The sequence below is a fragment of the Pseudomonas sp. Bc-h genome, from assembly GCF_002080045.1.
Classification (GTDB): Bacteria; Pseudomonadota; Gammaproteobacteria; order Pseudomonadales; family Pseudomonadaceae; genus Aquipseudomonas.
Genome location: NZ_MUIN01000017.1, coordinates 225,322 through 247,361, shown reverse-complemented (window position 1 = coordinate 247,361; position 22,040 = coordinate 225,322). Strand labels below are relative to the sequence as shown.

At 59.9% G+C, this 22,040-nt stretch carries 5 protein-coding genes; 3 read left to right on the top strand and 2 right to left on the bottom strand.

Features of this window, described 5'->3' with window-relative positions; translation table 11 throughout:
• Window positions 1-342: 342 nt before the first annotated feature.
• Window positions 343-17,580: a retention module-containing protein gene (locus BWR59_RS30430; protein WP_081569364.1), complete on the top strand. Its 17,238-nt coding sequence runs from the start codon at window positions 343-345 to the stop codon at window positions 17,578-17,580.
• Window positions 17,581-17,663: 83 nt separating this feature from the next.
• Complete coding sequence (locus BWR59_RS30425; RefSeq protein ID WP_081569363.1) at window positions 17,664-18,002, top strand: tryptophan synthase subunit beta; 339 nt, start codon at window positions 17,664-17,666, stop codon at window positions 18,000-18,002.
• 151 nt (window positions 18,003-18,153) lie between these two features.
• Here BWR59_RS30425 and lapD read toward each other — a convergent pair whose 3' ends face one another.
• Window positions 18,154-20,100: a cyclic di-GMP receptor LapD gene (gene lapD / locus BWR59_RS30420; protein WP_081569362.1), complete on the bottom strand. Its 1,947-nt coding sequence runs from the start codon at window positions 20,098-20,100 to the stop codon at window positions 18,154-18,156.
• Window positions 20,101-20,108: 8 nt separating this feature from the next.
• Window positions 20,109-20,765: a cysteine protease LapG gene (lapG, locus tag BWR59_RS30415; RefSeq protein WP_143490991.1), complete on the bottom strand. Its 657-nt coding sequence runs from the start codon at window positions 20,763-20,765 to the stop codon at window positions 20,109-20,111.
• A 346-nt stretch (window positions 20,766-21,111) separates the two neighbouring features.
• On the opposite strand from lapG, the gene BWR59_RS30410 reads away from it, so the two are divergent.
• Window positions 21,112-22,011 (top strand): glycosyltransferase family 2 protein, encoded by a 900-nt coding sequence (locus tag BWR59_RS30410; RefSeq protein ID WP_230982118.1) that lies wholly within the window; start codon window positions 21,112-21,114, stop codon window positions 22,009-22,011.
• The last annotated feature ends 29 nt before the right edge of the window (window positions 22,012-22,040 follow it).

Below are 22,040 nucleotides of genomic sequence, written 5' to 3'. Positions count from 1 at the left end.
ATAAAAAAATGGCCATTGAACTGATCGTTTCGGAGTGTCTGTAGGGCGATTGGGATCACACAGCAGAAATACGCGATCTCATCAAATATCAATGTGACATTACGGATGCGATTGTTTAGGATGTCGCGGAATAGGTCAATAGTTTGGCACAAAGTTAATTGCCAACCGGATAGCAGGCCAAAAATAAATTGGCGTCAAATAACTAACAATAATCAAATCAATTGCTTAGTTGTTTGACGCCATAGTTTTGTGAATTTTATGTACTCCAGTATGAAGCGGCGTATCGAAGCCCGCCCGGCATGATGGATACCAACTGAACGGTAATCGCGGAGAGTCACCCCCATGAGCAGTGTTGTTGCCATCGTCAAAAGCATTGTTGGCCAAGTAGTCGCAGTCTCCCCGGAAGGGATTCGTCGTGTGCTCATCGAGGGTGACCGGCTGTTGGCCGGTGAGCAGGTGCTTACGGGCCCGGAAGGCGCCGTTACCCTGCAATTGCCTGACGGTCGTCAATTGGACATGGGCCGTGACAGTCAGTGGAGCTCTGAAGCCCCGACGTCCACCACCAACCTGGCGGAAGCCACCGCACAAGCCGCGCCGTCGGTTGCCGAACTGCAGCAAGCAATCGCTGCGGGTGCCGACCCGACCAAAGACCTGGAAGCTACCGCAGCGGGCCAGACTACTGGCAGCACCGACGGCGGTAACGCGGGCGGCGGCCACAGCGTCGTTATGCTGACCGAAACCGCAGACGTGGTGAATCCGAACATCGGCTTCAATACTGCTGGCTTGGGTAACAACGCAACGGCAGCGACCTTGCAAGATGACGGCGTTCCACAACGCGCATCCACCTTGAGCCTGAGCGCTACCTCGACGCTGACCGAAGCCGGCGGCGCGCTGGTGTACACCGCCTCCGTCACCCAGGCACCGCTCAGCGATCTGACCATCACGCTGTCCAACGGCTCGACCATCGTCATCGCTGCCGGCCAGACTTCCGGCACCGTGACCGTGCAGCTTCCAAACGGCAACACGCCGTACCTGGACGCCCACGATGTCACGACCACCATCACCGGCACGACTGGCGGTTCGGGCCTGGTACTGACCACCAACCCGGCGCCTGCGGTGACCAACATCACCGACACCGTAGATACCACTACAGTCAGCCTGACCGCTGGCGCGGCGACTTCCGCTGAAGGGACGTCGATCACCTACACCGCCACGCTGACCAACCCGGCTCAGACGCCGGTCACCGTGACCCTGTCGGACGGTTCGACGATCACCATTCGTGCTGGCGAGTCCACCGGTTCGGTCGTGGTACCGGTTCAGGCCAATGACGTCTACAACACCAACGCCACTGTCAGCACTACCATCACCGGTACCACTGGCGGCAACTTTGAAAACCTGGCGACCAGCCCGACCCCAGCCGTGGTGCAGATCACTGACACTCCGGACACCACGACTCTCAGCTTGACCGCAGGAGCCGCGACTTCCGCTGAAGGCACGTCGATCACCTACACGGCCACGCTGACCAACCCGGCTCAGACGCCGGTCACCGTGACCCTGTCCGACGGTTCGACTATCACCATCCGCGCGGGCGAGTCCTCTGGTTCCGTCGTCGTCCCGGTTCAGGCCAATGACGTCTACAACACCAACGCCACTGTCAGCACCACCATCACCGGTGCCACTGGCGGTAACTTCGAAAACCTGGCGACCAATCCAACGCCAGCCGTTGTGCAGATCACTGACACTCCGGACACCACGACTCTTAGCCTGACCGCTGGCGCGGCGACCTCTGCCGAAGGCACGTCGATCACCTACACCGCCACGCTGACCAACCCGGCTCAGACGCCGGTCACCGTGACTTTGTCCGACGGTTCGACCATCACCATCAAAGCCGGTGAATCGACTGGCTCCGTGGTCGTGCCTGTTCAGGCCAACGACGTCTACAACACCGATGCCACTGTCAGCACCACCATTACTGGTGCCACTGGCGGCAACTTCGAGAACCTGGCGACCAACCCGACGCCAGCTGTGGTTCAGATCACTGACACTCCGGACACGACTACTGTCAGCCTGACCGCTGGCGCTGCGACTTCCGCCGAAGGCACGTCGATCACCTACACCGCGACGCTGACCAACCCGGCGCAAACGCCGGTCACCGTGACCTTGTCGGACGGTTCGACCATTACCATTCGTGCTGGCGAGTCCACCGGTTCGGTCGTGGTACCGGTTCAAGCCAACGATGTTTACAACACCAATGCCACCGTCAGCACCACCATCACCGGTGCCACTGGCGGCAACTTCGAAAACCTGGCGACCAACCCAACGCCAGCCGTGGTGCAGATCACTGACACTCCAGACACCACGACTCTTAGCTTGACCGCAGGTGCTGCGACTTCCGCCGAAGGCACATCGATCACCTACACGGCCACGCTGACCAACCCGGCTCAGACGCCGGTGACTGTGACCCTCTCCGACGGTTCGATTATCACCATCAAAGCCGGTGAATCGACCGGTTCCGTCGTCGTGCCTGCTCAAGCCAACGACGTCTACAACACCAACGCTACTGTCAGCACCACCATCACCGGTGCCACTGGCGGCAACTTTGAAAACCTGGTGACCAACCCGACGCCAGCCGTTGTGCAGATCACTGACACACCGGACACCACGACTCTTAGCCTGACCGCCGGTGCTGCGACTTCTGCCGAAGGCGCGTCGATCACCTACACCGCTACGCTGACCAACCCGGCTCAGACCCCGGTTACCGTCACGCTGTCTGATGGCTCGACGATCACCATCAAAGCCGGTGAATCGACTGGCTCCGTGGTCGTGCCTGTTCAGGCCAACGACGTCTACAACACCAATGCCACTGTCAGCACCACCATTACTGGTGCCACTGGCGGCAACTTCGAGAACCTGGCGACCAACCCGACGCCAGCCGTGGTGCAGATCACTGACACCCCGGACACGACTATTGTCAGCCTCACCGCTGGTGCTGCGACCTCCGCTGAAGGCACGTCGATCACCTACACGGCCACACTGACCAACCCGGCTCAGACGCCGGTCACCGTGACTTTGTCCGACGGTTCGACCATCACCATCAAAGCCGGTGAGTCGACTGGCTCCGTGGTCGTGCCTGTTCCGGCGAACGACGTCTACAACACCAACGCTACTGTCAGCGCCACCATTACTGGCGCCACTGGCGGCAACTTCGAAAACCTGGCGACCAATCCAACGCCAGCCGTGGTTCAGATCACCGACACTCCGGACACCACGACTCTTAGCCTGACTGCAGGGGCTGCGACTTCCGCCGAAGGCACGTCGATCACCTATACCGCCACCCTGACCAACCCGGCGCAGACTCCGGTTACCGTGACCCTCTCCGACGGTTCGACCATCACCATCAAAGCCGGTGAGTCGACTGGCTCGGTTGTCGTCCCGGTTCAGGCCAACGACGTCTACAACACCAACGCTACTGTCAGCAACACCATCACCGGTGCCACTGGCGGTAACTTCGAAAACCTGGCGACCAATCCAACGCCAGCCGTGGTGCAGATCACTGACACTCCGGACACCACGACTGTCAGCCTGACCGCTGGGGCTGCGACTTCTGCCGAAGGCACGTCGATCACCTACACGGCCACGCTCACCAACCCGGCGCAAACGCCGGTGACCGTGACCTTGTCCGATGGTTCGACTATCACCATCAAAGCCGGTGAGTCGACTGGCTCCGTCGTCGTTCCGGTTCAAGCCAACGATGTCTACAACACCAACGCTACTGTCAGCACCACCATTACTGGCGCAACTGGCGGCAACTTCGAAAACCTGGCGACCAACCCGACGCCAGCCGTGGTTCAGATCACCGACACTCCGGACACTACAACTGTCAGCCTGACTGCAGGTGCTGCGACTTCCGCCGAAGGCACGTCGATCACCTACACCGCCACCCTGACCAACCCGGCGCAGACTCCGGTTACCGTGACCCTCTCCGACGGTTCGACCATCACCATCAAAGCCGGTGAGTCGACTGGTTCCGTCGTCGTGCCTGTTCAAGCCAACGACGTCTACAACACCAACGCTACTGTCAGCACCACGATTACCGGCGCGACTGGCGGTAACTTCGAAAACCTGGCGACCAACCCTGCGCCAGCCGTAGTTCAGATCACTGACACCCCGGACACCACGACCATCAGCCTGACCGCTGGGGCCGCGACCTCTGCCGAAGGCACGTCGATCACCTACACGGCGACACTCACCAACCCGGCGCAGACTCCGGTCACCGTCACGCTGTCCGACGGTTCGACGATCACCATCAAAGCCGGTGAATCGACCGGTTCCGTCGTCGTGCCTGTTCAAGCCAACGACGTCTACAACACCAACGCTACTGTCAGCACCACCATTACTGGCGCAACTGGCGGTAACTTCGAAAACCTGGCGACCGACACGACGCCAGCCGTGGTGCAGATCACTGACACTCCGGACACGACTACTGTCAGCCTGACCGCAGGTGCTGCGACGTCTGCCGAAGGCACGTCGATCACCTACACCGCCACGCTGACCAACCCGGCACAGACCCCGGTGACCGTGACCCTCTCCGACGGTTCGACTATCACCATCAAAGCCGGTGACTCCTCGGGCTCAGTCGTTGTTCCAGTTCAGGCCAACGACGTCTACAACACCAACGCTACTGTCAGCAACACCATCACCGGTGCCACTGGCGGCAACTTCGAAAACCTGGCGACCAATCCAACGCCAGCCGTAGTGCAGATCACTGACACCCCGGACACCACGACTGTCAGCCTGACCGCTGGCGCTGCGACGTCTGCCGAAGGCACGTCGATCACCTACACTGCGACGCTGACCAACCCGGCGCAGACTCCGGTTACCGTGACCTTGTCCGACGGTTCGACCATCACTATCAAAGCCGGTGACTCCTCGGGCTCAGTCGTTGTTCCAGTTCAGGCCAACGACGTCTACAACACCAATGCCACTGTCAGCACCACCATCACCGGTGCCACTGGCGGTAACTTCGAAAACCTGGCGACCGACACGACGCCAGCCGTGGTGCAGATCACCGATACCATCGACACAACTGTTGCCAGTATCACCGGCAGCACTGAAGTGACCGAAGGTCAGCCTGCGACCTACACCATCAGCCTGAGCAACCCGGCGCAGACCGAAGTCACCATCAACCTGACCTACAGCGGTACCGCAGCCGACGGCAGCGACTACACCCAAGTCGTCAGCGTGAAGATTCCGGCCAACGCCAGCAGCGTTACTTTTGACCTGGCAACCATCAACGACACCATTCCTGAAGGCGTGGAAAACGTCACCGTTGCGATTGGCACCATCACTGGTGGCAACTTCGAGAACATCGTTGCAAGCACCACCAATGGCAGCGTCACCACCACGATCATCGACAACGATGCTCTGCCGGTTGTTGATCTGAATGGCGACACCAACGGCGTCAACAGCGAAGTCACCTTCACCGAAGGCAATAGCGCCGGTGTACCGATTGCAGCCGACATCAAGGTCAGCGACGTCGACAGCCCGAACCTGCAAGGCGCAAAGGTTACCCTGACCAACCCTCAGGATTCCGACACGCTGGTCGTCGGCAGTCCTAACGCAAACATCGACGTCGCCACGACCACCGTCAACGGCCAGATCGTGCTGACACTGACCGGTAACGCGACCGCTGCCGAATACGAAGCCGTGATCAAGTCGATCACCTTCCACAATGGCAGTGACGACCCAAGCGTTGTAGATCGCAACATCACCGTGACCGTGAACGACGGCCAGAATGACTCCGTTCCAGTCACCAGTACCGTTCACGTGACTGCGGTCAACGACGCACCGGTTCTGGATCTGAATTCGGCCGATGGCGCTTCGCAGACCGGTTACGCCGTGACCTATGTCGAAAATGGCAAGGCGCTCAACATCATGGGCACCGTGTCTATCGTCGACCCGGACAACACCACGCTCAAAGGCGCGACCATCACCCTGAGCAACGCCCAGACAGGCGACGTTCTGGGTATCGCCAGCCAGTTCGGCATCAAGGTGACCAACAGCGGTATCGTGAATGGCAAGATCACCATCACCCTGAGCGGTGATGCGAGCGTTGCTTCTTACGAGAAAGTGATCCAGTCAATCACCTTCAAGAACACCACCGATAACCCAGGCGGCGCTGACCGCACCGTCACCCTGCAGGTCAATGACGGCCAGTCCGAACACAACCTGTCCAACGTCGCGACCAGCACTGTCAGCGTGACGACCGTGAACGACGCACCGGTTGTCGACCTCAACGGTCCGTTCTTCCCGGGCAACAACACGGTCACCCTGCCGTACGTTGAAAACGCCGCACCGGTCAAACTGATGCCGCTGCTGACCTTGAGCGACCCGGACAGCCCCAACCTGCAAAGCGCCACCGTGACCATCAAGGACGCGCAGGTCGGCGACAAGCTGGTGTTCGACACCACCAACAGCAAAATCACCATCACTTCGGAAACCGTCAACGGTCAGTTGGTCTACACCCTCAAAGGGGCTGCAACCCAGGCTGAATACGCGGCCGTACTGAAATCCGTGGCGTTCGTCAGCGAAGGCGAAGACCCGGTCGGCGGCAACCGCGCGATCACCGTTCAGGTCAACGATGGCGAGGACAGCTCCAACGTCGCCACCGCCAATGTCACCGTTATCCCGGTCAACGACGCACCAACCCTGGATCTGGACTCGAACGCCTCGGGCACCGGCTTCACCACCGCGTACACCGAGAACGATCCGGCCATCAGCATCTCCGGTAGCAACGTCAAGATCGGTGATTTCGACAACACCAACATGAAAGGCGCGGTCATCACCCTGACCAACGCCAAGGCCGGTGACGTTCTGGCGGCAGCCGATCAGTTCGGCATCCACGCCACCGTAATCGACACTCGCCTTCAGAACGGCAAGATTACCGTCGTGTTGAGCGGCTCTGCTGACCTGGCTTCGTACCAGAAGATGATCCAGTCGATCACCTACAGCAGCACCAGCGAAAACCCGGACACCACGCCGCGCAAGATCACCATCACCGTCAACGACGGCGAGATCCTGAACAGCCAGTCGAACACCACGACCACCACGATCAACGTGACGGCTGTGAACGACAGGCCCGAGGTTGTCCTGGGCAATAACACTTACACCGAGAACCACGACGCGGTCTCCATCGCCAACGGCCTTGTCATCAAGGATGTGGACAACTCCCAACTGAGCGGTGCTGTCATCACCCTGACCCACGTGCAGCCAGAAGACCTGGTCGGCTCCAGCCACGACCTGGGCAACGGCAAAACCGATCTGGGCATCGACTACAGCGTTTCGGGCCCGGACTCCAATGGCACGATGACCATCACCCTGACCGGCAACGCCAGCGTCGCCAACTATCAGGCCCTGATCCAGTCGATCCAGTTCGCCGCATCTGGTGAAGATCCGACACCGGGCGACCGTGGCGTGCGGATCAGCGTTACCGACACCGGCCTCAAAGGTGACAACGTCGGCAACGAGACTTCGGTTCTGGTGGACGGCAAGATCACCGTCGTTGCGGTCAACGATGCACCTGTTCTGGACCTGGACAGCAGCCCGGCAGCGACCGGCGCTGGCTACAGCGTCGACTTCACCGAGAACGGCACAGGCGTCAGCATTTCCAGCGCCAACCTCAGCATCATCGACCCGGACAACGGCACGCTCAAAGGTGCAACCATCACCCTGACCAACGCTCAGGCCTTTGACGTACTGACGGCTACCGACAAGTTCGGTATCCACGCAGTTGTCAGCGACACCCGTACCACCGATGGGAAGATCACCGTCACCCTGACCGGCGAAGCGACACTGGATCAGTACAAGGCGATGATCGAATCGGTCATGTACAAGAACACCAGCGATGATCCGAGCACGATTGATCGCGTCATCACGGTTCAAGTGAATGACGGCTCGGCGCAACACAATCTGTCGAACGTAGCGACCAGCACCATCTCGGTGACCGCCGTGAACGATGCCCCGGTTCTGGACCTCAACGGCCCGGCCGGTGGCACCGCCAGCACCACCAGCTTCACCGAGAACGGCACTGCGCTGAAGGTCATGCCTTACATGACGATCAATGACCCGGACAGCCCGAACCTCAAAGGCGCGACGGTCACTTTCACCAACCCGCAAACCGACGACAACCTGTACTTCGCCAGCACCAACGCGAAGATCACCGTCACCTCGGCAACCGTCGACGGCAAGCTGGTGTTCACCCTCATCGGCGACGCCACTCAAGCCGAGTACAACGATGTTCTGAAATCCCTGCGTTTCATCAACACCAGTGACGATCCTTCGGCCGTAAACCGTGTGGTCACTGTCACCGTCAATGATGGCGTGGTCGACTCCGCTCCGGCTCAGGCAGTGATCAAGGTCATCCCGGTCAACGATGCTCCGACCGTCGTCGCGGGCGCTCATGGCAGCGGCGACGAAGACGCTGGCAAGACCACCCCTGCAATTGCCATCACCCTTAACGGGGGTGACATCGACGGCCACATCGACCACTTCAACCTGGTCGATCTGGGTGCGCACGGCAAGTTCTACGCCGATGCAGACCACACCGTCCTGCTCGATTCCACCAGCAACATCGCGGCGTCGGGCAACAGCGCGACTATCTACTTCGTGCCGGATGCGGACTGGAGCGGCACCAATAACTTCACCTACAAGGCAGTGGATAACGGCCTGGCTGCCAACGGCCAGAACGTTCTTGCTTCGCCTGTGGTGAGCGGCAGCGTCACCGTGGCTCCGGTCACCGACACGCCGTCCCTGACCATGGACACCGATGGCTTCGTCAGAACCATCGACTTCCAGGGCAACACCACTGCAATCGGCGACTGGAAAGCCATCCCGGTCAGCGAGTTCAGTAACGGCCAATGGCACACCGACAACACCGGCGGCACTGTGGAAATCGGCAAGGCCAGCGTATATGGCGTGACCGATCCGAAAGCCGGCAACCAGATCATCGAACTGGAACGCAACTCCGGCGACGCCAGCAACCTGTGGACCGAGTTCTCGGCCAAGGCCGGCCAGACCTACACCGTGTCGGTCGACTACTCGCCGCGTGCGGGCGCTCTGGATAACTCCGTCATCAATGTGTTCTGGGGCACCACCCTGATCGGCACACTGAACTCGAACCAGTTGGGCCTGAAAACCTACACCTTCCAGGTTCCGGTCACCGCCGACGGCACCGCTCACCTTGAATTCAAGGCCGCGGACAGCAACTCCACTGGCGGTATTCTGGACAACATTTCGGTGACCCAGAACGCCAACACGGGTCTGGAAGACCAGCCAATCCTGCTGTCGGCGGTTCATGCCGCCAGCACCGACATTGACGGCTCGGAAGCCCTGACGCTGACCCTGAACGGTCTGCCGAAAGGCTCGGTCATCACCGACGGCACCCCAGGGCACACCTTCACCGCTGATGCCAATAATGCTTCGGTGGACATCACCAACTGGAACGCCAGCACCCTGAAATTCCAGGCTCCAGCGAACTTCAGCGGCGATGTCGCGCTGACCCTGATCGCGACCGCCAAAGACGGCGCCGCTGCAGCCGTCAGCACCCCGCTGGACTTCACCGTCCACGTGATTGCGGTCGCTGACGCGCCAGACCTTACCGTCAAGACGGCTAACGGCGACGAAGACACCGCGATCCACCTGGACATCGCGCCAGCACTGGTCGACACCGATGGCTCGGAAACCTTGAGCACTGTCATCAGCGGCATCCCGATAGGTGCCGTGCTGACTGACGGCACGACCGGCCACACCTTCACTGCCGGCGCCAACAACAGCCAGGTTTCTGTCACTGGCTGGGACCTCAGCTCGCTGACCATTACCCCGGCCAAAGACGCCAACGGCACGATTACTCTGACCGTGACCTCGACCGCCACCGAGTCGAGCAACGGCAGCGCGGCATCGACCAGCCAGACCCTGACGGTCAACGTCACGCCGGTCAACGACGCCCCGGTCATCGGTCACACCGGTACTGGCAAAGAGTTCGGCAACACCTGGAACGAAACCCTGGTCGGCGGCAACGTCCATGAAGCAGGCAAAGGCCCGGGCCAGATCGCTCGCGACTTCACCCTTAAGGACATCGACAGCACCACGCTCAAGAGCGCGACTGTCACCCTGACCAACTTCAAGGATGGCGACATCCTCAATGTGGTCAAGGATGCCGGCCTGACTTACAACGTCACCGAGACCAAAGATGCGCTGGGTCACGTCATCAGCCAGACCATCACCTTTGGTCCGGGCACCGCTGCCCAGTACCAGACTGCGATTGCGTCGATCACCTTCGACAGCTCTTCGCACAACCCGGTCAAGGACAACCGCATCATCAACATCTCCATCGACGACGGTGGTGCTGTGGATAACATTGCGTCGACCACTTCGACCATCCGCATCACAACGGTCAACGATGTTCCGACCGTGCACACCGATGCCGTGACCTTCACTGAAGGCGACAGCGCGACTTCGGTTGTCAGCAACCTGAACCTGGACGATGTCGACAACACCACGCTGGGCAAGGCGGTCGTCAACGTCACCGGCATGCAAACTGGCGAACTGCTGACCTTCACCGGCACAGCGCCGACCGGCGTCACTGTTACGCCGACAACGGTCAATGGCGTGGTCACCGGCTTTACCATCAACGGTATCGCCACCATCGAGCAGTACAAGGCACTGATCGAGTCGATCAAGTTCAGCGCGCCGGGCGACAACCCGACTGCGGGCACTCGCGGTGTGGAAATCACCGTCACCGACACTGGCGCCAAAGGCAACAACGTCGGCACCAAGGACTCGGTCCTGGCCCATGGTGAAATCACCGTGGTCGCCGTCAACGACGCACCGATCTTCGGTCATGACCGTGGCTACAACGATTACGGCAATACCTGGAACGAAACCCTGGTGGGCGGCGATGTGACTGCACCAGGCAAGGGCCCGGGCCAGATCGCTGCTGACATCACCATCAAAGATCCGGACAACGGCACGCTGGCTAGCGCGACTGTCACCCTGACCAACTTCCACGATGGCGACATCCTGAACGTGGTCGATGCTGCCGGTCTGCAATACGCCACCACCGACATCAAAGATGTCGACGGCAAGGTCACCGGCAAGGTCATCACCTTCGGTCCGGGCACTGCTGCTCAGTACGAGACGGCGATCAAATCGATCACCTTCGACAACTCGACGCACAACCCGAACCCTGAAAACCGCAACATCACCATCAGCGTCAGCGACGGCACTGCTGTTTCCGACACGGTTTCGACCATCCACATCACCACCGTCAACGATGTTCCAACTGTACATACGGATGCGGTGACCTTCACTGAAGGCGACAGCGCGACTTCGGTCGTCAGCAACCTGAACCTGGACGATGTCGACAACAGCACCCTGTCCCACGCCGTGGTATCGGTCGACGTCAAGGCGAACGACGTACTGAGCTTCACCGGCACGCCTCCAACCGGCGTCACCGTGACGCCTATCGAAGTGGGCGGCAAAGTGACCGGCTACACCATCGACGGCGTTGCAACCATCGATCAGTACAAGGCGCTGATCGAAGCGATCAAGTTCAACAACACCAGCGACAATCCGGTTGCAGGCGACCGTAGCGTCACTGTCACCGTCACTGACTCGGGTGCCAACGGCGACGGCGTCAATGGCGCGACCTCGGTCATCGCCTCCGGCAACATCAACGTCATCGCGGTCAACGACGCACCGATCATTGGCCACGATGGCAATGGCACTGACTTCGGCAATACCTGGAACGAAACACTGGTCGGTGGCGACGTCACCGCGCCAGGCAAAGGCCCGGGCCTGATCGCTCGCGACTTCACCCTGAGCGATCCGGACAGCACCACGCTGCAGAGCGCGACCGTCACCCTGACCAACTACAAAACGGGCGACCTGCTGGCCATTGGCAACCCTGGCAACCTCAGCGTAACCCTGACGGATATCAAGGACGCTCAAGGCAACGTAACCGGCAAAGTCATCACCTTTGGTCCTGGTACCGCCGAGCAGTACCAGGCTGCGATTTCGTCGATCACCTTCGACAGCACGTCGCATGATCCGGTGAAAGAAAACCGCATCATCGACATCACCATCGATGACGGCAGTGCTGAGCACAGTACCTCCAGCACCACGTCGACGATCCACATCACCACGGTTGACGATGCCCCGATCGTGACCGCGGGCAACAGCCTGTATACCGAAGACCAGACTGGCTCTACTCAGTTGGTAGGCAGCCTCAGCATCACCGACGTAGACAACAGCGTTGCCGTTAAACAGCTGCAGAGCGCGACCGTCACGTTGAGCAACTACGACGCGAGCCACGACAAGCTGGGCGGTTCGATCAACGTCAGTGGCACAGTAGGCACCGGCACCGCCGGCAGCCCTGGCGTCACCGGCACTGTGACCGTCAACGGCGTGACCCTTGACTACACCGCTGTCCGGAACGGCACCAACCTGGTTGTCACGCTGTCGGGTAATGCCGACCGCGCCGACTACGAGTCGGTGATCAAGGCGATTACCTACAGCAACGATAATCAGGCCCTGCAAGACGGTACCCGCAATGTCACCGTGACCGTTACGGACACGGGCAACGACAGCAACAACGTCAACGGCGTGAGCTCCGATCCCGCGCAAAGCACGCTGACCCTCAAGGGTGTGAACGACGCACCGGTCGCACTGCCTGACCACTTCGCAGCCGCGCCAGTGGCAAGCCTGCAAGGTAACTACTACGCCTACAACGACAGCGGCGCCAACAAGAACGGCCCGAACCTTGGCACCATTCAGCAGGCGCTGGACTTCATCGCCTCGCACAAGGCCGATGCCACCTTCGATGCAACGAAAATCAACTACGGTGGTTCGTTCGGCAACAACCTGGGCCAGACCGGCAACCTGGATACCTTCCTGGGCGGCGACAAGACCTCGCTGGTCTACACGGCGGGTACTGCGCAAACCACCTCGACCGATGCCATCCTCGAGCTGGCCGGCAAGGTCACCATGGACGCGGGCACCTACAAGCTGAAAATCACGGCGGACGACGGTTACATCGTCCTGATCGATGGCAAGCAGGTTGCTTCGTACAACGCTAACCAGTCGCCAACCGAACGCACCACGGACTTCACTCTGACAACCGGCGGCGCCCACGATATCCAGATCGTTTATTGGGATCAGGGTGGACAGGCGCAACTCAAGGTCGAAGTCGCCTCCGTGAACGGCAACGTGGTGGGCCCGTTCAGCGTATTGGGCACCAGCGGCACAGCCACTCTGGGTCATGACACCCTGACCACGCTCGAAGACCAGCCGCTGGTCATCAAGGCCACTACCCTGCTGACCAACGACACCGATGTCGACGGCGACAAACTGAGCATCAGCTCGCTGCAAGGCCACGATCCGAAAGTGGCGTCTGCTGTCTATGATGCATCGGGCACCAAGGTCGTCGGCTCCGTAATCATGGACGCCACCGGCAACGTGATTTTCACCCCGGCCAAAGATGTGAACGGTGAGGTGAAGTTCAGCTACACCGTGACCGACGGCCACGGCGGCTTCGATACCACGACCGTTACCGTCAACGTCGTAGGTGTCAACGATGCCCCGGTTGCCACCAACGTCGCTCAGAGCGTTGCAGAAGATGCGACCACTCCGAACAATGCGGGTCAACTGACCGCCACCGACGTAGATGCAGGTGACGCACTGACCTACGCAGTGACCGGCACCACGTCCGCGACCAGCGGCGCAATCACTGGGAAAGCACCGACCGGCTTCGTGCTCGACGCGAACACCGGCAAGTGGACCATCGACACCAGCAGCAGCGTCTATCAGAAGCTGGGTGTCGGCCAGTCGATCACCTTCGACGTCGCGAACACCGGCAAGTGGACCATCGACACCAGCAGCAGCGTCTATCAGAAGCTGGGTGTCGGCCAGTCGATCACCTTCGACGTCGCGTTCACCGCGACCGACAAGGCTGGGGCTGTAAGCAACCCGGGTCACCTGACGCTAACCGTTACCGGCACCAACGATGCGCCAGTGGCAACCAACAGCGTTCAAAGCGTTGCCGAAGACGCTTCCGCTCCAGGCAATGCGGGTCAATTGGTTGCAACCGATATCGACACCGGCGACAAGCTGACCTACGCCGTAACCGGTACGACAACCAGCGCCAGCAGTGCGACCACCGGCAATGTTCCAACCGGCTTCGTGCTCGACGCGAACACCGGCAAGTGGACCATCGACACCAGCAGCAGCGTCTATCAGAAGCTGGGTGTCGGCCAGTCGATCACCTTCGACGTCGCGAACACCGGCAAGTGGACCATCGACACCAGCAGCAGCGTCTATCAGAAGCTGGGTGTCGGCCAGTCGATCACCTTCGACGTCGCGTTCACCGCGACCGACAAGGCGGGTGCCGTCAGCAATCCTGGCCACCTGTCTCTGACCGTTACCGGCACCAACGATGCGCCAGTGGCAACCAACAGCGTTCAAAGCGTTGCAGAAGATGCTTCCGCTCCAGGCAATGCGGGTCAATTGGTTGCAACCGATATCGACACCGGCGACAAGCTGACCTACGCCGTAACCGGTACGACAACGAGCGCCAGCGGTGCCACCACCGGCAATGTTCCAACCGGCTTCGTGCTCGATGCAAACACCGGCAAATGGACCATCGACACCAGCAGCGAGGTTTATCAGAAGCTGGGGGCGGGCCAGTCGATCACCTTCGACGTCGCCTTCACCGCGACCGACAAGGCGGGCGCCGTGAGCAATCCGGGTCATCTGACCCTGACCATCACCGGTACCAACGATGCGCCGACCGTCTCCGCTGCGACCGGTAGCGACGTCTCGACCAGCATTGTGGGCAATGAGGATCCGAACCCGCTGATCTCCGTCGTCCTGCACGGCAGTGATGTCGACGGAACCATCGCCTCCTTCAAGCTGGCGAGCACGGCGGCGAATGGCAAGTTCTACAGCGATGCGGCTGGTCTGAACGAAGTGACGGCAGACAGTGTCATCAAGGCCACCGACAACACCGCCACCCTGTACTTCAAGCCGACTGCGGACTGGAGCGGCAGCACTAGCTTCACCTACAAGGCCGTCGACAGCCAAGGCCTGAGCAGCACAGGTACGGCGACTGGCAGCATCACAGTGAAACCCGTTGCCGATACGCCAGTCGTAGACCTGACCGGCGCTCAAGTGCATTCGACCGGGCTGGTCAAGGATGTATGGGTCGGCACGCTGACCAACATGGGCACTGGTGGTAACGGCGCAGATCCGGCGACCATTCTGAAGGGCTTCACCACCACGACCGCCGCGACCACTCACACCACCGCCGATTCGGCTGCTGAAAGCTCTGTGGCGCAAGGCACAGGTACCAAGCTGTCCGGCCTGATCTACCTGGAAGCGGGTCACACCTACAACTTCACCGGTTCTGCCGATGACAGCCTGCTGATCACCATCGGTGGCAATCAGGTCGCCAGCGCAACCTGGGGTGCGGGCGCAGCCGTCAGCAACGTGGGTTCGGGCTTCGTCCCTACGGTTTCCGGCTACTACACGCTGGATATCTACCACTACAACCAAGCGGGTCCGGGCAACTACAGCATTGGCCTGAGCGACACGAACAACAGCACCAAGGTTGTTACCTCCGTAGCGCTGGACAGTGCACATGTTGCGCTCTACGCATCGGTCGACGACCTGAAAGCTTCAGGCCTGAACGGTGTGACGTTCACGGAAAATGCCTCCGTTGCAGGCGAGGGTTACTACACCGCCTACGCGCTGAACCATGGCACCGAGAACAACCCGATCAAACTGAGCGGCGTGACTGCAAGCTTCGGCGACAGCACAGACGGTTCCGAGACTCACACCGTGACCGTCACCGGCGCCCCGGCGGGCTCCGTTCTGACTGACGCGGCGGGCCACAGCGTGACCATCGTCGGCACCAATACGCCGGCAGACATCAGCGCGCTTGACCTGACCAGCCTGGTCATCAAGACACCTGAGTACTACAAGGGCGACTTCACGCTGCATGTCACCGCGACAGCGACCGAAGCGCCCCTCACCGGTATTACATCGGCGGTTCCGACTGCGTCTGCCAGCCAGGACATTGTGGTGAAGGTCGACGCGGGTGCTTACACGTCCACTGAAGGCACCGCGGGCAATAGCGTCGTCACCGGCACTGCTGCCAACGACGTGGTCGTGGCCGATGTGTCGGCGATTAAGCTGGTCCCCGGTCAGAACTATGACATTGCATTCATGGTCGACACGTCGGGCAGCATGTCCGGCAGCCTCAGCACCATGATTGCACAGATGAAGTCGGTGTTCTCAACGCTGTCCGCCGCCGCTCAAGGCACGGGCTCGGGAACGGTCAAAATCTACCTGACCAACTTCGACACCAGTGCTCACACAGGCATCACGGTTGACCTGACTCACGGCGGGCAGGCAGCGCTCGATACGCTGAACAAGTACCTGACCAATCTGCAGGCCAGTGGCAACACCAACTATGAGTCGGTGTTCAACCAGACCAGCGCGTGGTTCTCCAGCTCTGCCGCCAGCAACCCGGGCGCACAGATGCTGACGTACTTCATCACCGACGGTGAGCCGACCTACCACGACAACGCCAATGGCAAAGCCGTGAGCGGTGCGGCGCCAACCGAAACCATGGCGGCCTACAACGACCTGGCCACCAAAACGGCGATTGAAGCGATTGGTATCAAAACCACCACCTCGCTGGATCAGTACGACACCAACAACCACTCGCAAACCGTTATCGACGTCACCAAGCTCAAGGACGCGATCCTGAGCAACGAGACGCTCGTGGGTCCAGGCGCTGACACCTTGAACGGCGGTGACGGCAACGACATCCTGTTCGGCGACATGATCAACTACGGCACGCTGGAAGGCACCGCCGCGCTGAAGGCATTCGCGGCCGCGACGTTGAACGTCAACGTCTCGACCATCGATGACAAAGCGCTGCATCAGTTCGTCAGCACCCACGTTGATGACGTCGCTCACCTGGCCAATGCGTCGAACACGTATGAAGCCAAGTACACCCTGCTGCAGGATGGCAACGACTCGCTGCTGGGCGGCAATGGCGATGACATTCTGTTCGGTCAGGGCGGCAATGACATCCTCAATGGCGGTTACGGCAACGACATTCTGATTGGTGGCAAAGGCAACGACACCCTCACCGGTGGCGCTGGCGCCGATACGTTCGCCTGGAAAGCAGGCGACACCAACAACGGCGGCTTTGACGTGATCAAGGACTTCCATGCGAGCGAGGGCGACAAGCTTGATCTGAGCGATCTGCTGCAAGGTGAGAATGGTAACAACGTGAATGATCTGACCAAGTACCTGCAGATCACCAACGATGGCAAGGACACCACCATCGAAGTCAGCAGCGCCGGGAAGTTCACGACCACCGCTGAAGCCAACGCCACTGCCGTCGCCAACACCGCTGATGTACATATCAAGGTGGAAGGCGTGCAATGGAACAACTCCATGATCAGCTCGCTGGTAAGCGGTGCCGATCCGACCATCAAGGTCGATCATCACTGATAGCTGAGTCGCGAGAGCTGATGTACTGTGCTGGCAGCCGTCACCGACGGCTGCCAGCCTTTGCATTCATTGAGGAATGAGCCATGTTTTACGTTCAGCGCGATGCAGATGGATTGCTTGTTCGAGTCGAGGCGGCGGAGTTCGCCGAAGCGACCGGGCAACTGCCAGCCGACGATCATGAGATCCAGGCCTGGTACGCCGATGAGATGGTGGAAAAGAGCCTGAACCAGCTCAAGTTGAGCGACATGGAGATGATCCGTGTACTCGACGACTTGATTCAGGTGCTGACCAGCAAAGGCATCCTCAATGTCACCGATCTACCTGCTGCCGCGCAGGCGAAGTTGATGGACCGCAACCAGGCCCGTGAAACACTGGGCGGCCTGAGCGACCTTATCAATGACGATGAAACGCGGTTGATTTAAAGCCCTAGGCCACAAACCTGATGTGTGCTGCCGAACGGCGGTGCCCTGAATATCTATAGCAGTCCGGCTTGCCGGCGGTGGCGTTGTTGAAATCGCCTCCGCCGGCAAGCCGGACTGCTACAGGTGTCTTGCGAATATCAGCGACGGAGGCTCACTTCCAGGGCGCCGGATCACCGATCAACTGGCCCTGCACCCCTTCTATTCCCATCTCCGCAATCACCCGACGCTCGCCCTCGGTCTCGACGCGCTCGGCGATCAGCGGCAGGTCGATGCTGTGCGCTGCACGCTGCACCGCTTCGATGAACAAACGCTTGTGGCTTTCTTCGTCGATGGCGCGGATGTAACTGCCGTCGATCTTCAGATACGCCAGCCCCAGATGCGCCAGGTTGCCGATCATGCTGAAACGCCCGCCGAAACGCTGCAGCGCCAGGGTGAACCCGGCTTCCTGCAAACGGCGGGTAAGTTTTTCCAGCACTTTCTGCTCGGGCAATTGCTCCTCGCCGATCTCGAACGTCAGGCGCCCGCTCAACTTCGGATGCTGGCGAAGCGCATCGAACACCTGGTTCAACGCGCCGGCATCGTTCAGAGTGGCAGCCGACAAGTTCAAGGCCAACGACTGGTCATGACTCTCGAGATGGGCCAGCACCTGCTTGAGCATCCACAAGTCCAACCGGCTCGACCAACCGAAGCGTTCGATCCACGGCAGAAAGCGCCCTGCCGGAACAGTCTGGCCTTCGTTATTGACCAGTCGCGACAACACTTTGTAATGCAGGACCCGGGTGGAGTCGCCAGTCTCGACCACCGGCTGGAAGAACAGCTCGAAGCCGCCCCGGGTCAACGCCTGATCCAACAGCAGGTGCCAGGTATGCTGATCGTCTCCCGTGCTCTTCACCACACCATGCTCGACGCAGCTCCAGCTTTGCTCGCCTTGGGTTTCCGCCTGAGACAACGCCCGATCCGCCAGAGACAGCAACGTCAGCGGCGCATCGCCCGGCGTGTACGGCGCAAGGCCCATATGTGCGACAGGAGCAACATCGGACGCGCCCGTAGCAGCCAGCGCTTGCAGCGCCAGCTCCAGATCGCGAGCCAGTTCCAGCGCCTCGTCACGGTCCATGCCCGGCGCCAGCACCGCAAACTCGCCGCCGCGAGACCGACTGATCAGGTTGCGGGTTTCAGGGTATTTCTCACAGTGCTTGAGCAACAACTGAGCGACGGCGATCAACAATGCATCGGTGCGCTTGCCGCCCAGACGAACGTTCAGGCCCGCCAGATCCTGCACACGCAACAGCAGAAGATAACCTGCGCGTTCTTCGTCCTGATTGCTGACGTGAGTCTTGAGCTGCATGTCGAAATAACGGCGGTTGGACAGCCCCGTCAGGCTGTCCTGATAGGACTCGACACGCAGCCGCTCGCTGCGCTCGGTGCTCTCCTGAAACAGCGCCTTGAGCTTCTCGACCATCTGGTTCATCGCCTGCACCACTCGACGCAGCTCCGGCGTGCGCGGCAGTTCGGGCAGCGTCAGAAACTCGCGCCGACCAATCGCCTGAGACTGCGCAACCATGTAGTCCAACGGTTTCAACTGACGACGCAACAGCAGCGCGCCAAGAATCGCACTCAGCACGCCACATACCAGCAACCAGCCCAGACTGCCCAGCGCGCTCTGCCACAGCTTGGCCAGCGCGAACATCGGATGGCTCACCACCTCGACCCGCGCCGTCTGCTGCCAGCCGCGGCTCACAATCGCCTCGCCGCCCGCCGGCTCGAGCCCGATGGCATTGATGAACCACTGCGGCACACCCTGATTGTCCGGCGTTGCACTGCGTTCGACGATCACCGCGTCCGTCGCCAGATCCACCACGCGAATGCTCGCGTAATACCCGCTGTCGAAAATCGACGTCACCATCAACTCGACCATCGCCGGATCGTCGATATTGGCAGTCAGCGACAGGGCCAGCGAAGTGGCCGCATCCTGCGCGTGTGAACGCAGCTGATTGACGTACTGCGCCCGCGAACTCTCCAGGCTGACGACAAAACTGCCCGCAAACGCGACAACCATAAACAGACAGATAGCGATCAACAGTTGCTTGAACAGAGACATCAGTACTCCTAATTCTCGGGCTCGGCCGGGAAGCCTTCGGCGGTCATTTTCTTCAGCAAGTCCTGCCAGCGGGACAGACGCTTGGTATCCCCAACTTTCTTGTTGCCTTGCGCACCCGGTAGCCATAGTCCTTCAGCGTTAAAGGAATACACCGGCAACAGATCCTGTCGCTCGCTGGCGGGTTTGATTTCATTGATCAGGCTGTCGAGTACCAACGGCATCGCGTTCGGGCTCGAGTAATACGTCAGCACCATGTGCGCGCGGTTCAGGCGCAGGGCCTTGACGTAGGTGATCAGCAGTTTCTCGCTGGGCACGCCCAAGCGGCGCAGGCTGAAATACTTGGCGATGGCGTAATCTTCACAGTCCCCCGCGCCCTTGATCAGCGACTCGATCGGTGTGGCCCAGTAATCGACCTCATGCCACAGATCGATATCCTCTTCATAACGCATCTGTTTATTGAAGAACTGGTTCACCACCGTCAGCTTGTCCATCTCGCTGACCTGCTTCTCGGTCGCCAACAGATTCTGCCAGGCATCGATCCGCTGCTTCCCCGCCCCAAGCGGCCCATACAGGCTCTCGGCACGACGACTGATCAGGGAAAAATCCCAATCGGCACTCAGATAGCTCGCACACGCCGTGCACGTCAGTGCAAGCGCCAGAAGCAGCCAAAAACCAGGGCGCTTATGAGCTGAACGTACTGCCAATTCGTCTAGTCCATGAGGCAAACGGATAACCGGAAAGCGATGGTGAGGGGTTGGGCGGGAAAAGACAATGGCGTAGTGAGATCAGCGAAAGGCGCCCCAAGCTAGACACCTTTTTGCCTGAAACAAACTCAGGGCTGACGGAATCAGGCACAGAGCGTAAAATGGCGTCTTTTTATAAGCGAAGAATTTCTTGAGATCCCGACTTACGGAAAAGGATGAGGATAAGAGTCGCGGCGTCAGTCCCAAGCCAGGGGGTAGCCTCCAGGCCCAACCTACGGACGACCGCCAGATCGATGTCGCAATATTGATGTGCACTTTCAACGGTGCCGCCTATTTGCAGGAACAACTCGAATCATTTTGTGACCAGTCCTTCGAGCATTGGACGCTCTACGTCTCGGACGACGCATCCACCGATGCGACGCGTAGCATTCTGGCCGACTATCAACAGCGATGGGGCGAAAGCCGTCTAAAAATTTTCAGCGGTCCGTGTCAGGGTTTCGCCAAAAACTTCATCTCTCTTCTCAAGCGCCCGGAGGTCCAGGCGCGTTACTACGCTTTCAGCGATCAGGACGACGTGTGGTTCAGTGACAAGCTTGAACGAAGCGTCGCCCACTTGGTCACAGTAGCTGATGAAACGCCCGCTCTTTATTGCTCTCGGACACGTCTGGTGGATGCCAAGCGAAATGCGGCTGGCTTCTCTCCCCTGTTCTCCCGTCCACCCTCCTTCCAGAATGCCTTGGTACAAAGCCTGGCTGGGGCCAACACCATGATGATCAACCAATCGGCCCGTGATGTGTTGCTGCAGCTACCTGATGACGCCAAGGTCGTCGCACATGACTGGCTTGCCTATCTGTTGATCACCGCCTGCGGCGGCACAGCAATCTACGACGCCCAGGCCAGCCTCGATTACCGGCAACACGGCAGTAACCTCATCGGCGCCAACGCCAGCTTTAAAGACAGACTCACTCGCTTTCGCAAGATGCTTTCGGGTCGCTTCGTGGAATGGAATGATGCGAACCTCCAAATTTTGAGGGCTATGAGCCCGCTGATTACCCAAGAGAGCCGGGCGACGCTGGAGCATTTCGAAAACGGACGGCGCCTGGGCGCCAAGTCGCGGCTTTGTGAATTACGCAAGTCGGGCGTCTATCGCCAAACGGTGGGCGGAAATATCAGCCTGGTCATCGCGGCTTTCGTGGCCAGGATCTGAAACAAACTTTGGTGGGCATCGTCGCACGC